The following is a 20,164-nucleotide window of genomic DNA, read 5'->3' as shown; positions in this document are numbered from 1 at the left end:
TGACAGAGGCACAACAATAATTATTAGAGAGCCTTAACCCTCTACCCCATCACGTTTGTTAGATTTATAAGAAGTGCTAAGTCATAACTATACTCTAGCACTTAGTTGACATTATCAATCATATTATTTTAATTGATAAAGTCAACCATTTTCAGTATTCTTGTTGACCAATAGCCCTTGATCTATCACACCCTAGGGAGCCACATGCAGGACTCAAACGACTTTAGCGAAACCATTTATTCCCTCATGTATGTATTCAAAGTACGCTTACGTCATGTCATTCGCGAACACACAAAAGATATAAATGGTATGCATGTGCGTACACTGCGTCTAATCGAGCAACAGCAACCATGTACAGCCTTGGATGTGTCGGTCGGTTTAAATCGTGACAAAGGCCAAATTACCCGGTTAATCAAAGAGCTCATTGCCAATGGGTGGATTATTAAAACACCTAACCCTCACGATAAACGAAGCCAGCTACTCGCATTGACGGATCAAGGTAAGTCACTCATGACATTAATTGCTCAAGAAGAGAAGCTCATCATTAAAACGATGACAAACGGATTATCAGAAGACCAATTAAACACATTCAAACAGACTGCTAACCAATTGATAAACAACTTAAAACAACAAGACACATCTGATATCACTTAAGCAGTTCCCCACATGAAACTCGGCAAACGTTTATCAGCAATAGAAAGCTTAGTCACTGATCAATACACCCAAATTTGGGATTGTTGCTGTGATCATGGATTGCTAGGGGCCTCTCTACTCGCCCGACAAGCTGCGCAGGTTGTGCATTTCGTAGATATATTGCCCGAGCTAATGAATGAAGTTGAACGGAAGTTACAGCAATTCCACCCAAAGAAAATAAACACGGCAAGTGCTTCTGTATGGGAGGTTCATTGCCAAGATGTAGCGACTCTCACTATTCCAAAACAGACCGGAAAACACCTAATTATTATTGCCGGTATTGGTGGTGATTTAATGGCTGACCTTATCGCTGCGATTAACCAAAAAAATTCGGATGTTGAAATAGATTACTTACTCTGCCCGGTTCATCATCAATTTAAACTAAGAGAGACACTGATAGACTTAGGCTTTGCCTTGATTGAGGAGCAATTAGTCAAAGAGAACAAACGTTTTTATGAGCTACTTTTGGTTGCTAACAAGCCGCCCTTATCTAGCAACACAATAACGCCTGTTGGCGAACGTATCTGGACAACAACCTCTCCTGAACAAAAACAAATTGCCGCCGAGTATCTGGCCAAAACCATCGGCCATTACCAACGCTCAAAGCTCAACTCCTCGCAAGAAATCGAGCCAATTATTAACGCCTACCAAGCTATAACTATCCGATAAAGCTAAGCTTGCTTTTGAGTTAAACAAGCGTTTGACAAGCTATACATGAAAGCTCACGATTACCAACTCAAGAATAGAGCTTGGCTTTTGGCCGACCATACGAAGAGTGCAGGACTAGCTCATATTATCTGTTCTATTCAAAACGCGCTTTTAAAAGGAGAATTTTATGCGCTTTTGTGCCATTACATTACGGTGTTTTATCACTCTGATAAGTACTTTATTAACTGTTAACAGCTTCGCAGGCCCCTCCCACTTAAAACAGCACCAATTTAGCTTTCCTGAATTACCTTACACATCATACGTTAATTTCCCTTCAGCAACAGAAGCCAACCCTATTGAGATATCAGCTCAACTGCGTATCCCAAAAGGCTATGAAAGCCAAAAAATTCCTGCGGTCGTTATCATGCATGGCAGCGCCGGAGTAGACAGCCGCGGTTCACTTTATACGCTTGCTCTTAATGAAGCAGGCATAGCGACATTGGAGGTTGATCTTTGGGCTGCTCGTGGTTGGACAGGCAGCGTTAGCGGGCGACCGAGCGGCGTTCCCGAAACAGTCCCGGATGCCTTTGGCGCGCTAAAATTCTTATCCACGCAACCTGGAATTGATGCTAATAATATCGGCTTATTAGGCTTTTCTTGGGGAGGCGTCATTACCATGCTAGCGGCAACTCAACCCTATGCAGACCAGTTTGGGCAGGATCTTAGATTTGCTAGTCATATCGCTAATTATCCAGTTTGCTGGGCTTACAACACTGTCCCTGGTTATGAGTTCTACCACTTAACAGGTGCTCCAGTGCTAATCCAATCAGGTGAACTAGACACCTACGATCTACCAGATACATGTAGCAATCTGGTCAGCTCATTACCAAACGATGCGCAAGGGGTATTGGCACACCGCCAATATCGCGGCGCAACTCATGCTTGGGACAGATTACAACCCGAGATGATCGTTACCGACCCCTATGCATGTTTAGGGTCGGGCTGTGAAGTTACGTTTACTCCCAACTTACGACAAGCAATTAAATCTCAGCGCAAGGTTGTTCGTTTTTTTCGTCAAACGTTAAATAACTGATTACAATATCGGTATAAAGCAGCGTAACGAACCTCAATACTTTGCTGGTTATGTGTTTACTCGTAAACTGGCAAAGTATTATTGAGTAGAAAGGCCCTTTCTTTGAAACAACGTATCTCTATTATTTTACTGTTCACCTGCTTATCAGGGGCCTACTTCTTTTACGATCCTTATATTGCTAACTTTTACAAGCGCTATGAAACTGATCTCCCTTGGACACGATTAGATTTAAGTAAACCAATAGGTTTATCAACTCGCATGAAATTAGTCGCACTGAGGGATGACCTAAACCTATGTGAAACGCTGCTCGAAGAAGCGGGGGTTCATTATCAGCGCCTACCCTCACGCGGCGGTGCTGAATGCTTAGCAAACGACCTAATTAAAACACTGCCTTCTGAGCCTCTTGTATCCAAACTAGCCCCACCTAATGTAGCCCCTGCTTGTTCAGTGGTGGCTGCTTATGTTGTTTGGGAGCAGCAAATTGTGCAAACCGCTGCTTTAGAGTTTTTCCAACAGCCGGTTACTGGCATTGAGCATTATGGATCTTATAATTGCCGACGCATGTACGGACAAGCTAGCGGTCGTTGGAGTGAACACGCAACAGGCAATGCCATTGATATTGCTGGATTTATTCTAAAAAACGGTGAGCGGATTAGTATTAAACGTGATTGGAAAAACGCGGGACAGAAATCTAACTTTCTTAAGGCTATTCGCGATGGCGCTTGTGATGTCTATGCGACGGTATTATCTCCAGAATACAACGCCGCACATGCCGACCACTTCCACTTTGACCAAGCTCAGCGTGGAAAAACAGGATGGGGAGTTTGCCGTTAACGGCCTAGATACTGATTAATCAGCTCAATTAATTGGGCATTTAAGCGTTCTTCTAACTGATCCGTGTCATCATCAAAGAGCTGTAAATATTTAGTCGACTGTTCTCGACTCAACGTTCGCCCCATCACTTGATAATCCATCTCGGGCAACATTTTATCCATGCGCGGCAGAACCTTAATAGCAATATGCGCAGGTAATGTCCGCTCAAAGTTATCTAAAGCAAAACCACAAAACCGTGCTACGAGTTTATCTCCTTCAGGCCCCAAACATCCCGCCTCAACTCGACAAATCACCGTTAACTTTTTTTCTTCTGGTATTTCCACCGACATTATTACCTACCCATTAACCAAAACATTGATCCATTACTGATCTACCATTCAAACATTTGGTAGTACCAACCCCTCACAATACCTCATGCAAACTTAGAATTTTAAACAAACACGCCTTCAAAAATGCAGCCCAAAACATCCAAATCACATAAAAGATAGTACAAAATCAACAATTTACAAACATACAAACGTTTAATTTAAATATTGATCACTAACAATTCACAACCATGTTAACCTGATCAAATGCTGGCTATTCTGGGCTTTCAATGGCAAAAATGACGCTCGCCTTTAACCAGTATAGTTAAGTATGAAGAGTTACTAGGTAAAAACACGAACGTTTAGGGACACAGATGAGAAATCAATCGTCACACAAGGCAGTCTCAATATTAGGAGTTTTGGCTTGTTCTTATTTTTTAACCGGATGCGGTGGTGGTAGCAAGACGGACGAAACTACGGTAAAAGGCCATTACCAACCTCAAGCAGGAGCTTCATGGCAATGGCAACTTACCGGAACTATTAACCAAGAATACAGTGTCGACATTTATGATATTGATCTATTCGATACCAGCTCCGAGCTCATTTCTGAGCTACACATGTCAGGCCATCATGTTATTTGTTATTTTTCGGCAGGGTCATACGAGCCATGGCGACCAGACGCGGATCAATTTGAGCCAGCAGACCTAGGTTACCCCATGGATGGATGGCCAGACGAGCGCTGGTTAGATATCCGATCAAATAAAGTCACTCAACTCATGCAAAGCCGTCTTGAATTAGCGTCTAGTAAAGGATGTGATGGCGTTGAACCAGACAACGTCGACGGCTACGCTAATGACTCGGGTTTTAATTTAACAGCGGCAGACCAACTCACCTTTAACCGTTTTTTAGCCACCCAAGCCCATCGATTGGGATTGGCTATCGGTTTAAAAAACGACCTAGAGCAAGTGAATGACTTAGTTAGCTACTTCGACTTCGCGGTCAATGAGCAATGCACGAAGTTCAATGAATGTGAATTGCTCCTGCCGTTTATTGAAGCCAACAAACCGGTACTATCCGCAGAGTACAATAGCACCTACGTCAACAGTGCTTCCGCAAGAAAAGCACTATGCGATACGATGAATAATCTTGCATTTAGCACGCTTATTCTTTCTGAAGACTTAGATGACAGCATCCATTTTAACTGCCAAGCACCGTAACGTTAAAAAATGCACGCATTATTTTGCAGGAGTTGAGTGGAACTTTATGAGTTTGCCCTTTTCTATTTTTAAATTAAGCGCAATACGTGCAGACGACCCAATGACCACAAGACCTAATTCAACCCAAAAAAATAACGAGGCTTTTGGATAAAGAATTCATACAATACACCGATAGCCTAAACATAAGGCGTGCCAACAACATAAACATTTTGGCGGCATATCTATCATTTTCCCATAGCTCAATTACACGGCTATTAACTGATCTACTGTAGGCACTTATACAATGACGTTCTCTTTAAAGCCTCGTTTCCACCTCATCGCACTTTTAGGCGTTTCACAGCTGTTAGTTTCGGCTCCTTCAGTATACGCCGCCACTGACGCCCAACAACGTGCTCTGTACACCAAAGCCAAAGCCGCTTTTAACAAAGGTGATTCCGTACTCGCCGACCGGCTTACACAACAATTAGGCGACTATCCTCTCGTTCCCTATTTGACCGTGCGTCAAATCAAACGCGATATTAGCCGCCTGGATGACCAGTCTGTTAAACAGTTTGTCGTAGCAAATAGAGCAACCCCTTTTGGTGATGACGTTCAAATAGCGCGCTTAAACAACCTTAAAAGCCAACAAAATTGGGCGGCTTACTTATCGGCCTTTGAAGACTACCCACTCTCCAAAAGCAAATACCAATGCGATAAAGCCTACGCCACGCTAGCCACGGGTAAAATCCAAGAAGCCATGACCCTTGCCGATTCAATGTGGGTTGTTGGTTACTCCCAAGATAGCGCATGCGATCCACTCTTTGCAGAATGGATGAAAAAAGGCCACCCAACATCAGACCAAGGGAAGGCTCGTTTCTGGAACGCCGTTTCGAGCAAAAACTTTTCAATTGCTAAGTACGCTGAAAAATTCATTACTGATACAGCCGATAAACAAGACGCCGCTCTCTTTTGGAAAGTACAAAATGATCTTTCTCTGATTGAAGATAAAAGCCTACTTCACGATAACAAACCAGAACACGGCATCATTTTAGCGTACGCGGTTCGCGAATTAGCCCGAAAAGATATCCATGCAGCAGCCGATGTCTGGATTCGTGACCGCCATCGCTTAGCCGTAACTCCCGAAAAACAACATGCCCTAAACGACTATTTTGGTAAACGTTACGCTAAAGGGTTTCGATCTAACGCCAAACAAGTTCTAGCTAAGCTTGACCCAGACTTTAAAGAAGGCGAACTAACTGAATGGCGCATTCGCTTAGAGCTCGCGGATAAAGACTGGAAAGGCGCTTTAGGCTTAATTACATTGCTACCTGACGACATGCGCAGTAGTGACCGCTGGCGTTATTGGCGCGAAACGCTTAAAGCGCGTCTCGACAGCAACTATACGCCCGACTACTCACAGGTTGTAAAAGAGCGTAGTTTCTATGGCTTTTTAGCGTCCGAGCTATCTAACGACCCGTTTCGTATGAACCACCGCCCGGCTAACATCACCGAAGAGCAAAAAGCACGTATCCTAGGCTTACCCGCTATGCAACGCATGCGTGAGTTACTATCTTTTGGTTTGGAATATAATGCGCGGGTTGAATGGAATGCTTTAGTTAAGCAACTAGACGAGTCTGACAAACACGCCGCCGCACACATCGCCTATGATTGGGGCTGGTACGACCAAGCCATACGTGGTGCAGCCTTAGTTAAAGCATGGGACGATCTAGACATCCGTTTTCCAAAGCCACACCTTCCGCTTTTTGCCGAGTTAGCTACTGCACGTAATATTAATAGAACATGGGCTATCGCCATCGCTCGTCAAGAAAGCGCCTATCACCAAACAGCTCGATCTCGCGTTGGGGCCAGAGGTTTAATGCAACTTATGCCTGCTACTGCACGGGAAACGGCTAAAAAATACGATATAGACTACAAAAACCCTGATGAGCTGTTTCAGCTAAGGACGAACGTAGAGCTTGGAACTGCCTACCTATCTCAAATGCTAGAACGATTTGATGGCAACACGGTGTATGCAACAGCGGCTTATAACGCAGGTCCACATCGCGTTAAACGCTGGTTAGAGCAACGCGGTGATCTGCCTTTGGATGCGTGGATTGAAACTATTCCATTTGACGAAACACGCAAATACGTCCAAAACGTGCTGACATATCGCGTTATCTATGACGTACTATCTTCGAACCCGAGCCGGCTGCTCAATGATAAAGAAACAGCCTCACTCGCCCTGTCTAGTCTCAACCTTAAAAAAGGGCCTTTAGAGACTAAAGTACCGAGCACACAAATACAGTAAGCATCACCTATTTTTACCGGTGAGCTTTCTCCTTAACAAAGGCCCTACGGGGCCTTTTTTAATGAATAGCAATTGACCTTAAAATACAAACAATCATAGGCTGCCACATCAACCAACAAATGCCCGCAACTGTTCCGCTGAAAAGGGCCAATTCAGCACGTCCCCTTGCTCATCTTCAAGTACGGGTATTTGCGTCGCAAAACGAGCCATCAAACGATCATCATACGCTATATCAATCAGGTCGACTTGATGCTTCTCCGGGTTCAAGCACGCGACCAATAACGCTTCTGCATCTTCACATAAGTGACAACCTTCAGATCCATATAAAATAAATGTACGCACCATTTCCCTGCTTAATATCGTGACCAAAAAACCATTATTGCAGTTATTGAGCTTCATTACAGCGCCATGGCGCACCGGTTTGTCATAAAAGTACCAAGGCATAAAAATTAAGCGCAGTTTGTGAAAAAGCACTGGCCTAAAGTGCTATGAAACAAGGGCGTAACGGGGTTGCAAGCCCGCCCTGCTCAAGGCTATTCTGAGAGCAGCATATAACAAGAGTTACTCTGACATTAACACGTAGCTCCCCGCTCACCCGGTTTAAGCGGCAGGCAGTTTTAGGAAAAGGCACTCACATGGAAAATGACTCTAGTACGGCACTGAACGACCCTCAAGAATTCCTTAAGTTTATCAATCACGAAACACAGAAAATACTCGAAAACTATACAGCGGCCGGCGGTGACGATGTGTTCAGTCAATTCAGCCGATCATGGACTGACTTGATAACGCGCTCAATGGAAGACCCCTCTACTTGGGTTCAAGCCTTTACCGAATACCAACAAGCTCATATGTCTTTATGGCAGAGTTTTTTTAGCGGCCAGCCAGATGCAGCGCCTGTTGCAAACCCCGAAAAAGGAGATCGTCGATTTAACGGCGAGGAATGGACAACTAACCCTGTTTTTAGCTACCTCAAACAGTCGTACCTTCTAAGCTCTAACCTGCTAAAAAGCATGGCATCAAACGCTAACTTAGACGAAACAGAACAGCGAAAGCTCGACTTTTACACACAGCAGTACATTGATGCGATGTCTCCGACTAACTTCGCGGCTACGAACCCTGAAGTCCTACAACAGGCCGTAGACACTCAAGGCCAAAGCTTGATAGATGGTCTGCAGAACCTCCTGTCCGATATCGAGAAAGGCCGTATCTCGATGACGGATGAAAGTGCTTTTACACTCGGCGAAAACATAGCAACCACTGAAGGCGCCGTCGTTTTTGAAAACGAACTGTTCCAGTTGATCCATTACAAACCCAGCGGTGAAGAGGTTTATGAAAAGCCAACCCTAATCATCCCGCCTTGTATCAACAAATTTTATATTCTAGATCTACAAGAGCATAACTCGTTTGTTAAATTCTGCGTCGATCAAGGGCAAAATACATTCCTGATTTCATGGCTAAACCCAACACCTGAGCAAAGTGATATCGGTTGGGATAGCTATGTGGGCGAGGGTATATTCAAAGCCATAGACGTGGTTAAAGACATAACTCAGACTCCTAAGATTAACGCCGTGGCTTGGTGTATTGGTGGCACGCTATTATCTTCAGCACTTGCTGTTATGGCAGACAAAGGTGATGACAGTGTAGGATCCGCAACTTTCTTAACCACCCTTACTGATTTCGAAGATGCGGGTGACCTATGTGTGTTTATTGATGAAGAACAAGTTAAAAAGCTGGAAGGAAAGGTAACGTCTCAAGGTTATTTATCGGGCCGCGAGCTAGCCACCTCTTTCAATATGCTGCGCTCCAATGACCTCATTTGGTCTTATGTCGTCAATAACTACTTAAAAGGCCAAACACCAGCACCCTTTGATATTTTGTATTGGAATAGCGATTCAACTAACCTTCCTGCTGCGATGTACACATATTACTTAAAAAATATGTATCTCGAAAACAACCTATCTAAGCCCAACAAGCTAAAGGTCTGCGGTACGCCGGTTGATTTAGGAAAAATCAAAATCCCATGCTATTTCTTATCCACGGCCGAGGATCATATCGCTCCTTGGAAAGGCACTTTCAAGGCAACTGAAACCTTCGGATCGAAAATAGAGTTTGTTTTAGGCGCGAGTGGTCATGTAGCTGGGGTCATTAACCCCGCCTCTAAAAATCGCCGTAATTTCTGGACCAAAGGAGAACAAGGTAAAGGGGCTGATCATTGGCTAGAAACAGCGGAGCGAGTGGAAGGATCATGGTGGCCAAACTGGCACGAATGGTTACGTCGTCGTGCCGGCAAGAAAATCGAAGCACCTAAAGATTATGGCAACGCTTCCTTTAAACCTATCGAACCCGCACCGGGCCGCTATGTTGCCGTAAGAATCGACTAACACTTTTCCAAAAACATACAAAGCCTCTGTAAAACAGAGGCTTTTTTATGGATAAAGCCTACAAATTTAGTAATTGCTTAGCTCCTATTACTGTTACTATACCCCGGAAAAATGGACGCATGCCATCAACACATATGGCATTTTTTGTTACACCTCCGATTAAGTGATTCTTTCGTGAAAAAACTACTTTTCATCAACGAGCTTCGTTATCTCTTCGCTCTTGGCTTGCCCATTATGCTCACCCAAATTGCGCAATCATCTTTGGGATTCGTTGATACTATTATTGCAGGCCAGCACAGCACCCAATCATTGGCGGCCGTTGCACTAGGTACGAGTTTGTGGTTTCCACTTTTTTTGACCTTTACGGGCGTGCTTATGGCTACCACCCCGTTAGTAGCCCACAGCGTAGGTGAAAAACGCCGAGATAAAACCCCGGGTCTAGTCCAACAGGCTTTCTGGATAGCGCTTATTCTTGGAATTGTTAGCGTCTTATTATTGCGATCAGCCTCCCCTTTATTCGACTTAATGCGTGTTGAGCCCGACCTAACAAAAGAAACCCTTGCCTATTTAAAAGCAGTCTCATTTGGCTTGCCGGCAATGTTTATATACCAAGTTATCCGTTGTTACTGTGATGGGATCAGTCAAACACGCCCAGCGTTAATTATTTCTATCACCGCTCTCTTGCTAAATATCCCGCTCAATATTATTTTTGTTTTTGGATATTTTGGTCTCCCAGAAATGGGGGGCGAAGGCTGTGGCTGGGCCACGGCTATTGTTATGTGGTTTATGCTTTTTAGTGGGATCTTTTTATTAAAAACCAGCCACCCACTCAAGCTTCCTAAGGTTGAAAAGCGTCGCCTCTGGGTTCCCGGTGTCACAAAGCAACTATTGATGCTAGGCCTTCCCATTGGGGCGTCCATCATGATTGAAACCAGCATGTTTAGTGTGATTGCTCTGGCGCTTGCCCCTTTAGGTACCACCATTGTTGCTGCCCACCAAATTACACTGAGCTTTACTAGTCAGGTTTTCATGATTCCGCTAAGTATCGCGATGGCTAGCACTATTCGTATAGGGACCCTAATGGGGGCAAAACAAGCAGAAAAAGCTTGGATTGTTGCAAGAATAGCCCTGTGTACAGCAGCTACTTTAGCTATATTTACAAGCATCGGTGTTTGGCTATTTGCATGGAACATTGCCGACATTTTTAGTAATGAACTACCCGTTATAGAATTAGCAACCAGCCTACTAATCATTTCTGCCTTCTTTGAAATTTCCGACGCGCTTCAGGTGACTACGGCAGGTGCTTTACGTGGCTATAAAGATACAAAGATACCGCTGATTATCGTTTGCTTTGCTTATTGGGGGATCGGCTTACCATTAGGCTATATTTTAGGTATGACGGACCTCATCACGCCTTCGATGGGTGCCGCCGGCTTTTGGTATGCTCTCGTCATTGCCCTAAGCATTTCGGCAGGGTTACTGATCATTCGTATACGTAGCGTGGCTCGCAATGCAATAGCTTAATCCAGTAGCGCTAAGCTAGCACATGCATAAAACATAAGGCTTTAACCATGCGTCAATGTTTGTTGTCGAACTTAGCGAACACGTTATGCAACATGGGAAGCATCTGCATATTCATCCTACTAACGGGATGTGATAACCATCCCGAAGAACAGGCTGTCATGCAGACCTATCAAGAACGTGTGGCAAACGTTCTAGATCAACCAATAGCTAGCCCACCCCCGCAGACTAACTTCCCTGCCCTTCCTGCTTTGCGTGAGCGATTACAACCAACCATTGACCTGCGCGAGGGACTACTTGATATTTTAGAGCTAAGCGAATGCAACTTAATCCCCTTAATTGCTAAACGAAACAGCTCCTTAGGTAAAGTTTCCTCTCCCAGCCAAATACTGATTTATGAAATAACTTTTTATCAGCGCCTTATCGAGTGTGTCCCTATATTGGAAAAAAATCCAGATACCAAACCTGAGACCATCGCTCGTTTGCACCACATTGCGCACGTTAAACTGCAAGAACAGCCTAAGTATCTCTGGAACGCCCTCTACACAGGACAGGAGATCGACGAGTCATTAGCTCTCAATCAAGCCACGCTGCCTTTGGGAGTGAATAATGAACACCCCATCCAAAATGCACTAACTAGCTGGGAATATTTTGCACAATTATCCCAAATGTTGAAGCAACAGGATTACTCTCGTGCGAATCAGATGCTCACTGATATCGAAAAGCACATGGAAGATTTGTATAAAAACCCGGCCGGCACACCACTACTACGCTCTTTAATGCTACTAACACACTATCTCAATACGACAGCTGATGTTATCGAAGCGCGGCTACAACGCCGGCCTTTGTGCTTTAATGAAATGAGCAACCCAAAAGCAGACATACTTAAAACTGTATTTACACGCTTTTATGCGACAACTATTCAACCCTACATGGCCACGGTTCATCGATTGTCAGAGCAATGGTTTTCCGCTCATACAAAGATTCGTGAATTTGTTTCGCCACCGGCAAGCACACGCCTCTATGACGCTAAAGTTTTTACTCGCGCAACCGACATAAGTCTCTGGAATCAATACATAAATGCTCGAAATAGGCATACGCAGGCATGGCAACATATTCTTAGCCAATGCAACCTCATGCCCAACGCAAATAATCGCTAAGAGAGTTTGCTGTATCGCGTTTTGTGAACCATGCTTATTGATAACCACGAAACATCAGTCAGCTAATGGATACGCAGTCAACCGTGACAGAGCTTATCAACATACCCAAGCACCGCTCCTCTCGCACATTACAGAGCTATTTTATGTGCTTAGTAGTACTGGCTGGTCTCTCTTTCTTTTCACTGATAGCGGTAAGCGATATCAGTGTAAAGCTAACCACAGCCTACATAAATCAGCTAGGCAACGAATACGGTGAGGAAGCGAAAAGGCGTTTAATCGCTTGGCAAAACCTGATCAAAGAAAGCGCAGACCTACCCGAAAAAGAGAAACTCACACGAGTAAACAACTTCTTTAATCAGGTACGCTTTTTAGACGACATCGACCATTGGAAACAGAAAGATTACTGGGCCACACCACTGGAGTTCCTCATCAGTAATGGTGGTGATTGTGAAGACTTTTCCATTGCTAAATACTACACGTTGCGTGAATTAGGCGTCGACATCGACAAAATGAGTATCGCCTATGTTAAAGCGCTAGAACTCAATCAAGCCCACATGGTTTTAACCTACTATGACACCCCCAGCTCGGTACCATTGGTGTTAGATAATTTGATAGCCGATATTAAACCAGCCTCGCAACGCCCTGATTTACTTCACGTTTATAGTTTCAATGGTGATAATCTATGGCTATCAAAAAAAGGACGCCGCGCACAGTTAGTAGGTACATCAGAACGACTAGGCCCTTGGGTTAAACTGCAGTCACGATTAGAGAATAAGCATGTTAATGTTAACTAACTACAACACCCTATACACAACAGCATACCTAGGAGATCTTTATGTCACTGGTTAATCAGCTTATTGCTGCCGTATTTGCCGTGCTGATCGGGCTTGTCGCGGGTACGTTATTTATTATGTCAGACAGCTCCAAAAATATGCTTCTTACTCAATTAGAATCGCATGGTCAGGATACGGCAACTCACCTAGGACTTTATCTAGCCCCCTATGTGGCTGACAAAGATACAGCGACCATCGAAGCAACCGTTAACGCTATCTTTGATAGTGGATTCTATCAAAAAATAGTGATTCGCTCTGCCGACAATGAAACGCTGTTTGAAACCAGCACCCTCCCCCAATCAGGGAAAAGCGTGCCAGACTGGTTCGTCAGCTTAGTCCAGTTAACGCCACCCTCAATGAGTCGCGAAATCAGCTTTCAATGGCGTAAAGTTGGCTCTGTACTCGTTCAAAGCAGAGCCGATTACGCCTATTCTCAGTTATGGCAAGGGGCACAGAATACATTAATACTTTTCGTCTCTTTATCTTTGTTAAGTGTCCTGCTGTTAAGTACGCTCATCCGTTATATTTTAAGCCCTCTACGTGGCGTAGAAGAGCAGGCACAAGCCTTGGCAGAAAGGCAGTACATAGAACAAGAAAACATCCCCAAAACCCGAGAACTTAAGCGGGTTGTCCTAGCCATGAACAGCATGGTTAAGCGCGTACAAAAAATGTTTGCCGAACAATCACTGCATATTGAAGAATTGCGCAAAACGGCCTACCAAGACAACCTTACGGGCTTAGCTAATCAACGATCTACAATGGCGTTGCTAAGTGACTGGTTAGACAACCGCCAAGAGTTTGGGCCTGGATGTTGTATTTACCTGCATGTTAACGATTTACAGGCTCTGAACTCAGCCTTAGGCGAAGAAGAAGCCAATAATTATTTGAAGCATATTGGCGGCACACTGTCTAAACTTGCTATGCGTTTTGACCCCAATATTGTAGGCCGATTAACAGGGTCAGACTTTGCCGCAATTCTTCCGACCGTTGATGAAGAACTCATAAAAAGAGAACTTAATGCGCTAGCTGCACAACTCACTACACAGAGTAATTTTATTTCACCGCAAGATGACGGTATGCCATTCCACATCGCAGTCACCACTTTCGATACACTAGCAAGTGCTAATCTCGTGATGTCAGACGCCAAACTGGCTATACAGGTAGCCAAAAAACAAAGCACGGCTCTCTTGTTACCCGACACGTTTACCGGTTCTACAGTCGCTTCTGAATCATGGCAACAGCATGTCGCCAAAGCCATTCAGAACAAGAATATTTTCATACAATTCCAACCAGTATTCTCATCGCATTCCACCCAAGACAACCCGACTATTTTGCAACGCGAACTACTTGCTCGCATCCTGAATAAGGCAGGAGAGCCTTGCTCTGCTGGCGAGTTTATCCATGTAGTAAAATCCTTAAATCTAATTTCAGCTTTGGACCGCGCTATTTTAGAAAAAGCAGTTATACATTTAGCTGAATACCCAGAAGGCGGCCCTCTGACGGTCAACTTGAGCCAGCAAACCATCCACGAGGATGGCTTTAGCACATGGATAACTCAACTTCTCAAACAATACGCGCCAGGTAACCGACTAAATATTGAGATTAATGAAACCGCTGCGCTGAATGATATTGAGCACATTGTCTGGTTTCGCAACCTACTAAGACCAACAGGCGTTCAATTTGGTGTCGATAATTTTGGTGTGCATCCGAGTGGTTTCAGCTATCTATACTCGGTTCAGCCTAACTACATCAAAATAGATGGATCATTAAGCCGTGAGGTGGATACCAGCGCAGAAGACCGCTTCCTGATCAGCAGCCTGATTACAGCGGCACATAGCTTGGATATTCAAGTTTACGCCGAGCGTGTAGAACGCAATGAACAGGTTCAGCAATTAAACCTACTTAAAATTGATGGCACACAAGGCTTCCTTTATGGGCAACCCGAAGCACTCAATTAGCAATCAATTTTTATTTAAAGCCACGCAAAAAGCCCGATTACTTTTACTGTAATCGGGCTTTTTAGAATAAGCTCACCTTTTGGGTTACTAGACTAAGCAGAGCTTACCTATAAACACACCCATCGGTTGAGCTGTACATGTCCTAATTAGCGCTTGTTCAAAGCCACTAATTGATCTAGCTTGCTGCTAATACGCTCTTCACGCTCTTGAGCACGCTTTTGCTTTTCTTGTTCGCGAGCCGCTTCACGGCGACGCTGATGAAACTCTTTTAACTGGCTTCTGGCATGCTCGGCTTCTTCAGCCGTCACTTTACCAGCAGCTTCACCTTGCAAATCAACGCGGTCAGCGCCTTCAACCATTGAACGGAAGTATTGAGGCGAACGAACATAAGATGCCAGTGCTCGTTTGATTTTGTTCTTTGCTACTTTTTCTTCCGCTAACAAATCATCTTGGATACCAATTTTAAGCGGTTTAACATCTTCACGGTTAAACGTTTTAGGGTAGGTTTCCATCAACAATTTAAGTGCTGCTTGGTTTGCCGCGCGGTTTTTAGTTTTAGTTTTGTTCTTTGGGGTAACTTCGTCGTTCACAACTTTTCTCTCAATAACTCGCTCAATAACACGTGTATTCGTACTTTCGGCCTGCTGTTCTAGCCGATCTAATCTTGACTCACACTCATCAATTAAAGACAGAGTAGAGGCAATGACTGATTCTACATTCTGACCCACTCAGTCACCTTAGGATTCGCCAACGCGAATATAATATCTGAATGTTTCGTTTTCATGGATCTGCTCTAACAATTCATGTCCGAGGAATGTACAAAACTTCGGAATGTCACGCTCAGTAGAAGGATCGGTGGCAACAACCATCAATACATTCCCTGATTCCAGCTCTCGCACTTTGTTGTGTAACAACATTACAGGTTCTGGACAGTAGAGCCCTGTCGCATCTAACAGGCTATCTTCTTTTATATCTATCATGTTCAGTTCCATATTCAATGCGCCCCTATTGTCGCAAATAAACGGACCTAGCGGAAGCCGTGTCCTCAATCGGCTAAAAGTTTACGGATCTCTGATCGGATCAACACAGCGGCCTGCTCCAGATGCTGACGCTGAGTACACCCAGATGCAACACGCGGCTTTAGATCATGATTACCATCAGCAAACCAGTGAACCGTCACGATTTCAGGCAAACAATAGCCCTCTACCTCTTCTTTATTGCCTAAAGGATCACGCGTGCCCTGCATAACAACCATGGGTTTAGACAGGCTCTCAAAATGTGATATGCGTAATTTATCTGGCTTGCCAGATGGATGAAAAGGATAACCCAACGCAAACGCCGCTATCGCAGAAGTTTGCTCCAATACCATCGAAGCAATTCTCCCTCCCATGGATTTCCCCATCAAAAAGAGAGGAGCATCATCATAACGAGCTATCACCTCTAGGCAATCATCTATCAACTTTTCGGCTTTTGGAGGCGGTGCTTTCTTTCCGGTTACGCGCCTATTGGCCATGTAAGGAAACTCAAATCGTATTATTTGAATATCATCGGATGCTAAAGCCAGTGTCATCTCGTTCATAAACTCGCTATCCATTGGCGCACCAGCACCATGCATAAACAGAATACGAGCCTTTTTAGGTGTACCGTGGGTTAGGAATGTCATATTTCTCGTTCATTTTTGAAAGCCACTCGTTCCACCATGTTGATGCAAATCAAGTAAAGCCACAATATTAATAGGGTTCCACGCTACCAAAGCCCCTCGACCAAAGGCCTATTGTACGCAGACATTAGTAGCGCCTCGAATAAAGAATCGAAAATATTATTTTAAAAACCTTAAAAAACAACTACTTAAAAAAACACATTTTATCCATATAGAACTTACAGGGAATATATTTCCCACACTTCATGTGCGACAATACGCCCCATTCAACAATGGAATCACGTTGAAACTGCAGGGCTATTCCAAGATAATTGCCCGTGGAACTCTATTGTAAACTAAGATAGTAAAACTAAGCTTTTGATGAGAGCCTGACATGAGCACTGTAACTGAACACCCAACTTATAATTATAAAGTTGTGCGCCAGTTTGCCATTATGACGGTGGTATGGGGCATAGTCGGTATGTCAGTGGGCGTCTTAATCGCTGCCCAACTGGTATGGCCTGCACTAAACTTCGATACTCCGTGGCTAACCTATGGTCGTATACGCCCACTACACACCAACGCGGTTATTTTCGCCTTTGGTGGTTCCGCGCTGTTTGCAACGTCTTACTACGTTGTTCAGCGTACATGCCAAACCCGTCTGATATCAGATGGCTTGGCTGCATTCACCTTCTGGGGTTGGCAAGCCGTTATTGTGCTGGCAGCAATCACACTGCCGATGGGCCTGACCTCATCAAAAGAGTATGCAGAGCTTGAATGGCCAATCGACATTTTACTTGCAGTGGTATGGGTTTCTTATGCAATTGTGTTCTTGGGCACAGTTAAAATGCGTAAAACATCCCACATCTATGTAGGTAACTGGTTCTACATGGCTTTTATCATTACCGTGGCGGTACTGCACATAGTAAACAGCATGGTCATTCCAGTCAGCATGTGGAAATCATACTCAGTTTACCCGGGTGCCGTTGATGCCATGGTTCAATGGTGGTACGGACACAACGCTGTAGGTTTCTTCCTAACGGCGGGCTTCTTGGGCATGATGTACTACTTTGTACCTAAGCAAGCGGAACGTCCAATTTACTCTTACCGCCTATCCATCGTTCACTTCTGGGCGCTTATCGCGACTTACATGTGGGCTGGTGGTCATCACCTTCATTACTCAGCCCTTCCTGACTGGACCCAGTCTGTTGCTATGGTGATGTCTTTGATTCTTCTTGCTCCTTCATGGGGTGGCATGATCAACGGTATGATGACGCTATCAGGGGCTTGGCATAAGCTTCGTACCGACCCTGTACTTCGCTTCCTTGTTGTTTCTCTTTCGTTTTACGGCATGTCGACTTTCGAAGGTCCGATGATGTCTATCAAAACGGTTAACGCCCTTTCTCACAACACAGACTGGACTATCGGCCACGTTCACGCGGGCGCTTTAGGCTGGGTTGCGATGATCTCTATTGGTGCGACTTACCACATGCTGCCAAAGATTTTTGGTAAAGCTCAAATGTGGAGTGTCGGTTTAATCAATGCTCACTTCTGGTTGGCTACTGTCGGGACTGTACTTTACATCTGTGCGATGTGGGTTAACGGTATTCTGCAAGGTCTAATGTGGCGCGCTGTTAATGAAGACGGAACATTGATGTTCAGCTTCGTTGAAGCACTTGAGGCATCACATTACGGCTATATGGTTCGCTGGATGGGCGGTATGTTCTGGGTAACCGGTATGCTGCTGATGGCCTTCAACACTTGGCAGACTGTTCGCAAGAACAGCAACGCCCCAGTAGCGACTGCTGCTGCGCAGGCAGCCTAAGCGAAGGAGCAGAATAGATGATTAAACACGATACTATTGAAAAGAACATTGGCTTAATGATTTTGCTGATCATCCTCGTTATCAGCGGTGGTGGTCTTGCAGAGATAGTTCCATTGTTCTTCCAAGCACAAACAACAAAGCCTATTGAAGGGTTACGTACTTATAGTGCTGTAGAGCTTGAAGGGCGTGATATTTATATCCGCGAAGGCTGCCATGTATGCCATACGCAGATGATCCGACCTTTCCGTGCAGAGACTGAGCGTTATGGTCACTTCTCTACTGCCAACGAACACGTATGGGAGCACCCGTTCCTATGGGGTTCGAAGCGTACCGGTCCTGATTTGGCCCGTGTGGGTGGTCGTTACTCTGATGATTGGCACCGTGCTCACTTGTATAACCCACGTGATGTGGTCCCTGAGTCTAAAATGCCGTCCTATCCTTGGCTATTCGAGAACAAGCTAACAGGATCAGATACCGCTGCTAAAATGGCTGTTCTGAAAAAGTTAGGTGTTCCTTACACCGAAGAGCAAATGGAAACCGCGCAAGACGACGTGGCTGGCAAGTATGAAATCGACGCATTGGTTTCATATCTGCAAGCGTTGGGTAAAACACATTCTGTTTACAACAATAAGCGGTAATTACAGTGAGTTACGATGTTTACGGTCCATTTATTCCGGTAATTATGCTACTGACTTTCGTTGGCTTGTTTATCTGGGTGCTATTACCTGGTAACAAAAAGCGATTCGATGAAGCATCTCAACTGCCCTTTGCAGACGATAAAGAAGAGGCAGCCACCGAAGAGGCGATGGATCCAAACAGGAGAGTGGAAAAATGAGCTTTTTTTGGAGCGCTTGGGTATCAGTCATTACCTTAGCAGTAATTTTTGGTTGCACTTGGTTACTCCTGCAAACTCGTAAAAGCGAAAGCTTTAAAGAGGAAACAGAAGAAACACTTGGGCATGAGTTTGACGGCATAGCGGAATACGATAACCCCCTACCTCGCTGGTGGTTCATGTTATTCCTTGGCACCGTTATATTTGGTCTTGTTTACCTAGCACTTTACCCTGGTCTAGGAAACTTCAAAGGCTTACTAGGCTGGACTTCTGCCAATCAGTGGGAAGAAGAAATGGCCCACGCTGAAGAGGTTTACAAACCAGTGTTCGCTAAATATGCGGCCATGAGTGTTGAAGACTTACAAAAACCTGAAAACGCAGAAGGTTTGCGTATGGGTCAGCGTATGTTTGCCAACAACTGCTCGGTTTGTCATGGCACAGCGGCACAAGGTGCACACGGCTTTCCTAACCTAACCGATAACGATTGGTTGTATGGTGGTGAACCAGAAACAATCACTCAAACTATCGTTAACGGCCGCCAAGGAGCCATGCCTGCATGGGGCGCTGTTTTAGGTGAAGACGGTGTTCGTGATGTGGCAAGCTACGTTCTTTCCTTAAGTGGTAAAGAAGTTGACGCTGAAGCGGTGACCAACGGTAAGAAGTCATTTGAATCACTTTGTACCGCTTGCCACGGTGTAGACGGTAAAGGGATGCAAATGCTGGGGGCGCCAAACCTGACCGATGATATCTGGTTGTATGGTAATAGCTTTGCTGATGTAGCGCACACTATTCGTGCAGGTCGTGCTGGTGTAATGCCGGCGCACAAAGACCTACTCAGCCAAGATAAAATCCAGCTAATCGTGGCGTATGTATATAGCTTGTCTAAGTAGTTATTGACGGTTATCAATCAAAAGGCGATAGGGTTAATACCGTGTCGC

General features: G+C 44.7%; 20 protein-coding genes. 15 read left to right on the top strand and 5 right to left on the bottom strand.

Annotated elements, in window-relative coordinates; genetic code table 11:
• Positions 1-204: 204 nt before the first annotated feature.
• The 4 genes from OW491_RS07300 to OW491_RS07285 all read left to right on the top strand — a co-directional run bounded on the left by OW491_RS07300 (position 205) and on the right by OW491_RS07285 (position 3,268).
• Positions 205-654, top strand: coding sequence for a MarR family transcriptional regulator (locus OW491_RS07300; protein WP_215151873.1), 450 nt, complete (start codon positions 205-207; stop codon positions 652-654).
• Positions 655-666: 12 nt separating this feature from the next.
• A complete protein-coding gene (locus tag OW491_RS07295) occupies positions 667-1,362 on the top strand; it encodes a tRNA (adenine(22)-N(1))-methyltransferase TrmK (protein ID WP_290035369.1) in 696 nt (231 codons plus the stop codon).
• A gap of 166 nt (positions 1,363-1,528) precedes the next feature.
• The gene (locus tag OW491_RS07290) at positions 1,529-2,434 is read left to right on the top strand and encodes a dienelactone hydrolase family protein (RefSeq protein WP_075179018.1); all 906 of its coding nucleotides are present in this window, start codon (positions 1,529-1,531) and stop codon (positions 2,432-2,434) included.
• Positions 2,435-2,536: 102 nt separating this feature from the next.
• Positions 2,537-3,268, top strand: coding sequence for an extensin family protein (locus tag OW491_RS07285; protein ID WP_290035366.1), 732 nt, complete (start codon positions 2,537-2,539; stop codon positions 3,266-3,268).
• On the opposite strand, the gene OW491_RS07280 is transcribed toward OW491_RS07285, so the two are convergent.
• Complete coding sequence (locus OW491_RS07280) at positions 3,265-3,597, bottom strand: hypothetical protein (RefSeq protein ID WP_178968863.1); 333 nt, start codon at positions 3,595-3,597, stop codon at positions 3,265-3,267. The genes OW491_RS07285 and OW491_RS07280 overlap by 4 nt on opposite strands.
• A 350-nt stretch (positions 3,598-3,947) precedes the next feature.
• Between OW491_RS07280 and OW491_RS07275 the strand changes: the two genes are divergently transcribed.
• Both OW491_RS07275 and OW491_RS07270 read left to right on the top strand, forming a co-directional pair.
• A complete protein-coding gene (locus tag OW491_RS07275) occupies positions 3,948-4,790 on the top strand; it encodes an endo alpha-1,4 polygalactosaminidase (protein WP_290035365.1) in 843 nt (280 codons plus the stop codon).
• A 283-nt stretch (positions 4,791-5,073) separates the two neighbouring features.
• A complete protein-coding gene (locus OW491_RS07270; protein ID WP_290035363.1) occupies positions 5,074-7,077 on the top strand; it encodes a transglycosylase SLT domain-containing protein in 2,004 nt (667 codons plus the stop codon).
• A 108-nt stretch (positions 7,078-7,185) separates the two neighbouring features.
• Here OW491_RS07270 and OW491_RS07265 read toward each other — a convergent pair whose 3' ends face one another.
• Positions 7,186-7,476 (bottom strand): glutaredoxin family protein, encoded by a 291-nt coding sequence (locus OW491_RS07265; protein ID WP_254842919.1) that lies wholly within the window; start codon positions 7,474-7,476, stop codon positions 7,186-7,188.
• A gap of 236 nt (positions 7,477-7,712) precedes the next feature.
• Between OW491_RS07265 and phaC the strand changes: the two genes are divergently transcribed.
• From phaC to OW491_RS07240, 5 genes are all read left to right on the top strand, one after another.
• The gene (gene phaC, locus OW491_RS07260) at positions 7,713-9,458 is read left to right on the top strand and encodes a class I poly(R)-hydroxyalkanoic acid synthase (RefSeq protein WP_215151878.1); all 1,746 of its coding nucleotides are present in this window, start codon (positions 7,713-7,715) and stop codon (positions 9,456-9,458) included.
• Positions 9,459-9,632: 174 nt separating this feature from the next.
• A complete protein-coding gene (locus OW491_RS07255; RefSeq protein ID WP_290035360.1) occupies positions 9,633-10,982 on the top strand; it encodes an MATE family efflux transporter in 1,350 nt (449 codons plus the stop codon).
• Between the two features lie 47 nt (positions 10,983-11,029).
• Entirely contained in the window at positions 11,030-12,139 is a 1,110-nt protein-coding gene (locus OW491_RS07250) for a DUF3080 family protein (RefSeq protein WP_290035359.1), read from the top strand.
• A 65-nt stretch (positions 12,140-12,204) separates the two neighbouring features.
• Positions 12,205-12,933, top strand: a complete 729-nt coding sequence (locus OW491_RS07245; protein ID WP_346424304.1) for a transglutaminase-like cysteine peptidase — start codon at positions 12,205-12,207, stop codon at positions 12,931-12,933.
• A 41-nt stretch (positions 12,934-12,974) separates the two neighbouring features.
• The gene (locus OW491_RS07240) at positions 12,975-14,930 is read left to right on the top strand and encodes an EAL domain-containing protein (protein WP_290035357.1); all 1,956 of its coding nucleotides are present in this window, start codon (positions 12,975-12,977) and stop codon (positions 14,928-14,930) included.
• 146 nt (positions 14,931-15,076) lie between these two features.
• Here OW491_RS07240 and OW491_RS07235 read toward each other — a convergent pair whose 3' ends face one another.
• From OW491_RS07235 to OW491_RS07225, 3 genes are all read right to left on the bottom strand, one after another.
• Entirely contained in the window at positions 15,077-15,658 is a 582-nt protein-coding gene (locus tag OW491_RS07235; RefSeq protein WP_139303147.1) for a ProQ/FINO family protein, read from the bottom strand.
• 9 nt (positions 15,659-15,667) lie between these two features.
• The gene (gene tusA, locus OW491_RS07230; RefSeq protein ID WP_075172411.1) at positions 15,668-15,910 is read right to left on the bottom strand and encodes a sulfurtransferase TusA; all 243 of its coding nucleotides are present in this window, start codon (positions 15,908-15,910) and stop codon (positions 15,668-15,670) included.
• Positions 15,911-15,975: 65 nt separating this feature from the next.
• Positions 15,976-16,593, bottom strand: a complete 618-nt coding sequence (locus tag OW491_RS07225) for an alpha/beta family hydrolase (RefSeq protein ID WP_290035354.1) — start codon at positions 16,591-16,593, stop codon at positions 15,976-15,978.
• A 370-nt stretch (positions 16,594-16,963) separates the two neighbouring features.
• Between OW491_RS07225 and ccoN the strand changes: the two genes are divergently transcribed.
• From ccoN to ccoP, 4 genes are read left to right on the top strand one after another with little or no spacing between them, the layout of a single operon-like run.
• On the top strand, positions 16,964-18,394 hold the full coding sequence (gene ccoN / locus OW491_RS07220; RefSeq protein ID WP_075172413.1) for a cytochrome-c oxidase, cbb3-type subunit I: 1,431 nt from the start codon (positions 16,964-16,966) through the stop codon (positions 18,392-18,394).
• 17 nt (positions 18,395-18,411) lie between these two features.
• Entirely contained in the window at positions 18,412-19,032 is a 621-nt protein-coding gene (gene ccoO, locus OW491_RS07215; protein WP_075172414.1) for a cytochrome-c oxidase, cbb3-type subunit II, read from the top strand.
• Between the two features lie 44 nt (positions 19,033-19,076).
• On the top strand, positions 19,077-19,229 hold the full coding sequence (locus OW491_RS07210; protein ID WP_075173505.1) for a cbb3-type cytochrome c oxidase subunit 3: 153 nt from the start codon (positions 19,077-19,079) through the stop codon (positions 19,227-19,229).
• On the top strand, positions 19,226-20,116 hold the full coding sequence (gene ccoP / locus OW491_RS07205) for a cytochrome-c oxidase, cbb3-type subunit III (RefSeq protein WP_075172415.1): 891 nt from the start codon (positions 19,226-19,228) through the stop codon (positions 20,114-20,116). Before OW491_RS07210 ends, ccoP begins: the two co-directional genes overlap by 4 nt.
• The last annotated feature ends 48 nt before the right edge of the window (positions 20,117-20,164 follow it).

This window comes from Neptunomonas sp. CHC150, assembly GCF_030397555.1.
GTDB lineage: Bacteria > Pseudomonadota > Gammaproteobacteria > Pseudomonadales > Balneatricaceae > Neptunomonas > Neptunomonas phycophila.
Note: the sequence above shows the minus strand (reverse complement) of the source record. Positions and strands in the feature narration are given on the sequence as shown.

Bases quoted from the DNA above. Each gene is read 5' to 3' on its own strand.
- OW491_RS07300 (WP_215151873.1), top strand. From the start codon at position 205: ATGCAGGACTCAAACGACTTTAGCGAAACCATTTATTCCCTCATGTAT.
- OW491_RS07295 (WP_290035369.1), top strand. From the start codon at position 667: ATGAAACTCGGCAAACGTTTATCAGCAATAGAAAGCTTAGTCACTGAT.
- OW491_RS07290 (WP_075179018.1), top strand. From the start codon at position 1,529: ATGCGCTTTTGTGCCATTACATTACGGTGTTTTATCACTCTGATAAGT.
- OW491_RS07280 (WP_178968863.1), bottom strand. From the start codon at position 3,597: ATGTCGGTGGAAATACCAGAAGAAAAAAAGTTAACGGTGATTTGTCGA.
- OW491_RS07275 (WP_290035365.1), top strand. From the start codon at position 3,948: ATGAGAAATCAATCGTCACACAAGGCAGTCTCAATATTAGGAGTTTTG.
- OW491_RS07270 (WP_290035363.1), top strand. From the start codon at position 5,074: ATGACGTTCTCTTTAAAGCCTCGTTTCCACCTCATCGCACTTTTAGGC.
- OW491_RS07265 (WP_254842919.1), bottom strand. From the start codon at position 7,476: ATGAAGCTCAATAACTGCAATAATGGTTTTTTGGTCACGATATTAAGC.
- phaC (WP_215151878.1), top strand. From the start codon at position 7,713: ATGGAAAATGACTCTAGTACGGCACTGAACGACCCTCAAGAATTCCTT.
- OW491_RS07250 (WP_290035359.1), top strand. From the start codon at position 11,030: ATGCGTCAATGTTTGTTGTCGAACTTAGCGAACACGTTATGCAACATG.
- OW491_RS07245 (WP_346424304.1), top strand. From the start codon at position 12,205: ATGGATACGCAGTCAACCGTGACAGAGCTTATCAACATACCCAAGCAC.
- OW491_RS07240 (WP_290035357.1), top strand. From the start codon at position 12,975: ATGTCACTGGTTAATCAGCTTATTGCTGCCGTATTTGCCGTGCTGATC.
- tusA (WP_075172411.1), bottom strand. From the start codon at position 15,910: ATGATAGATATAAAAGAAGATAGCCTGTTAGATGCGACAGGGCTCTAC.
- OW491_RS07225 (WP_290035354.1), bottom strand. From the start codon at position 16,593: ATGACATTCCTAACCCACGGTACACCTAAAAAGGCTCGTATTCTGTTT.
- ccoN (WP_075172413.1), top strand. From the start codon at position 16,964: ATGAGCACTGTAACTGAACACCCAACTTATAATTATAAAGTTGTGCGC.
- ccoO (WP_075172414.1), top strand. From the start codon at position 18,412: ATGATTAAACACGATACTATTGAAAAGAACATTGGCTTAATGATTTTG.
- OW491_RS07210 (WP_075173505.1), top strand. From the start codon at position 19,077: ATGCTACTGACTTTCGTTGGCTTGTTTATCTGGGTGCTATTACCTGGT.
- ccoP (WP_075172415.1), top strand. From the start codon at position 19,226: ATGAGCTTTTTTTGGAGCGCTTGGGTATCAGTCATTACCTTAGCAGTA.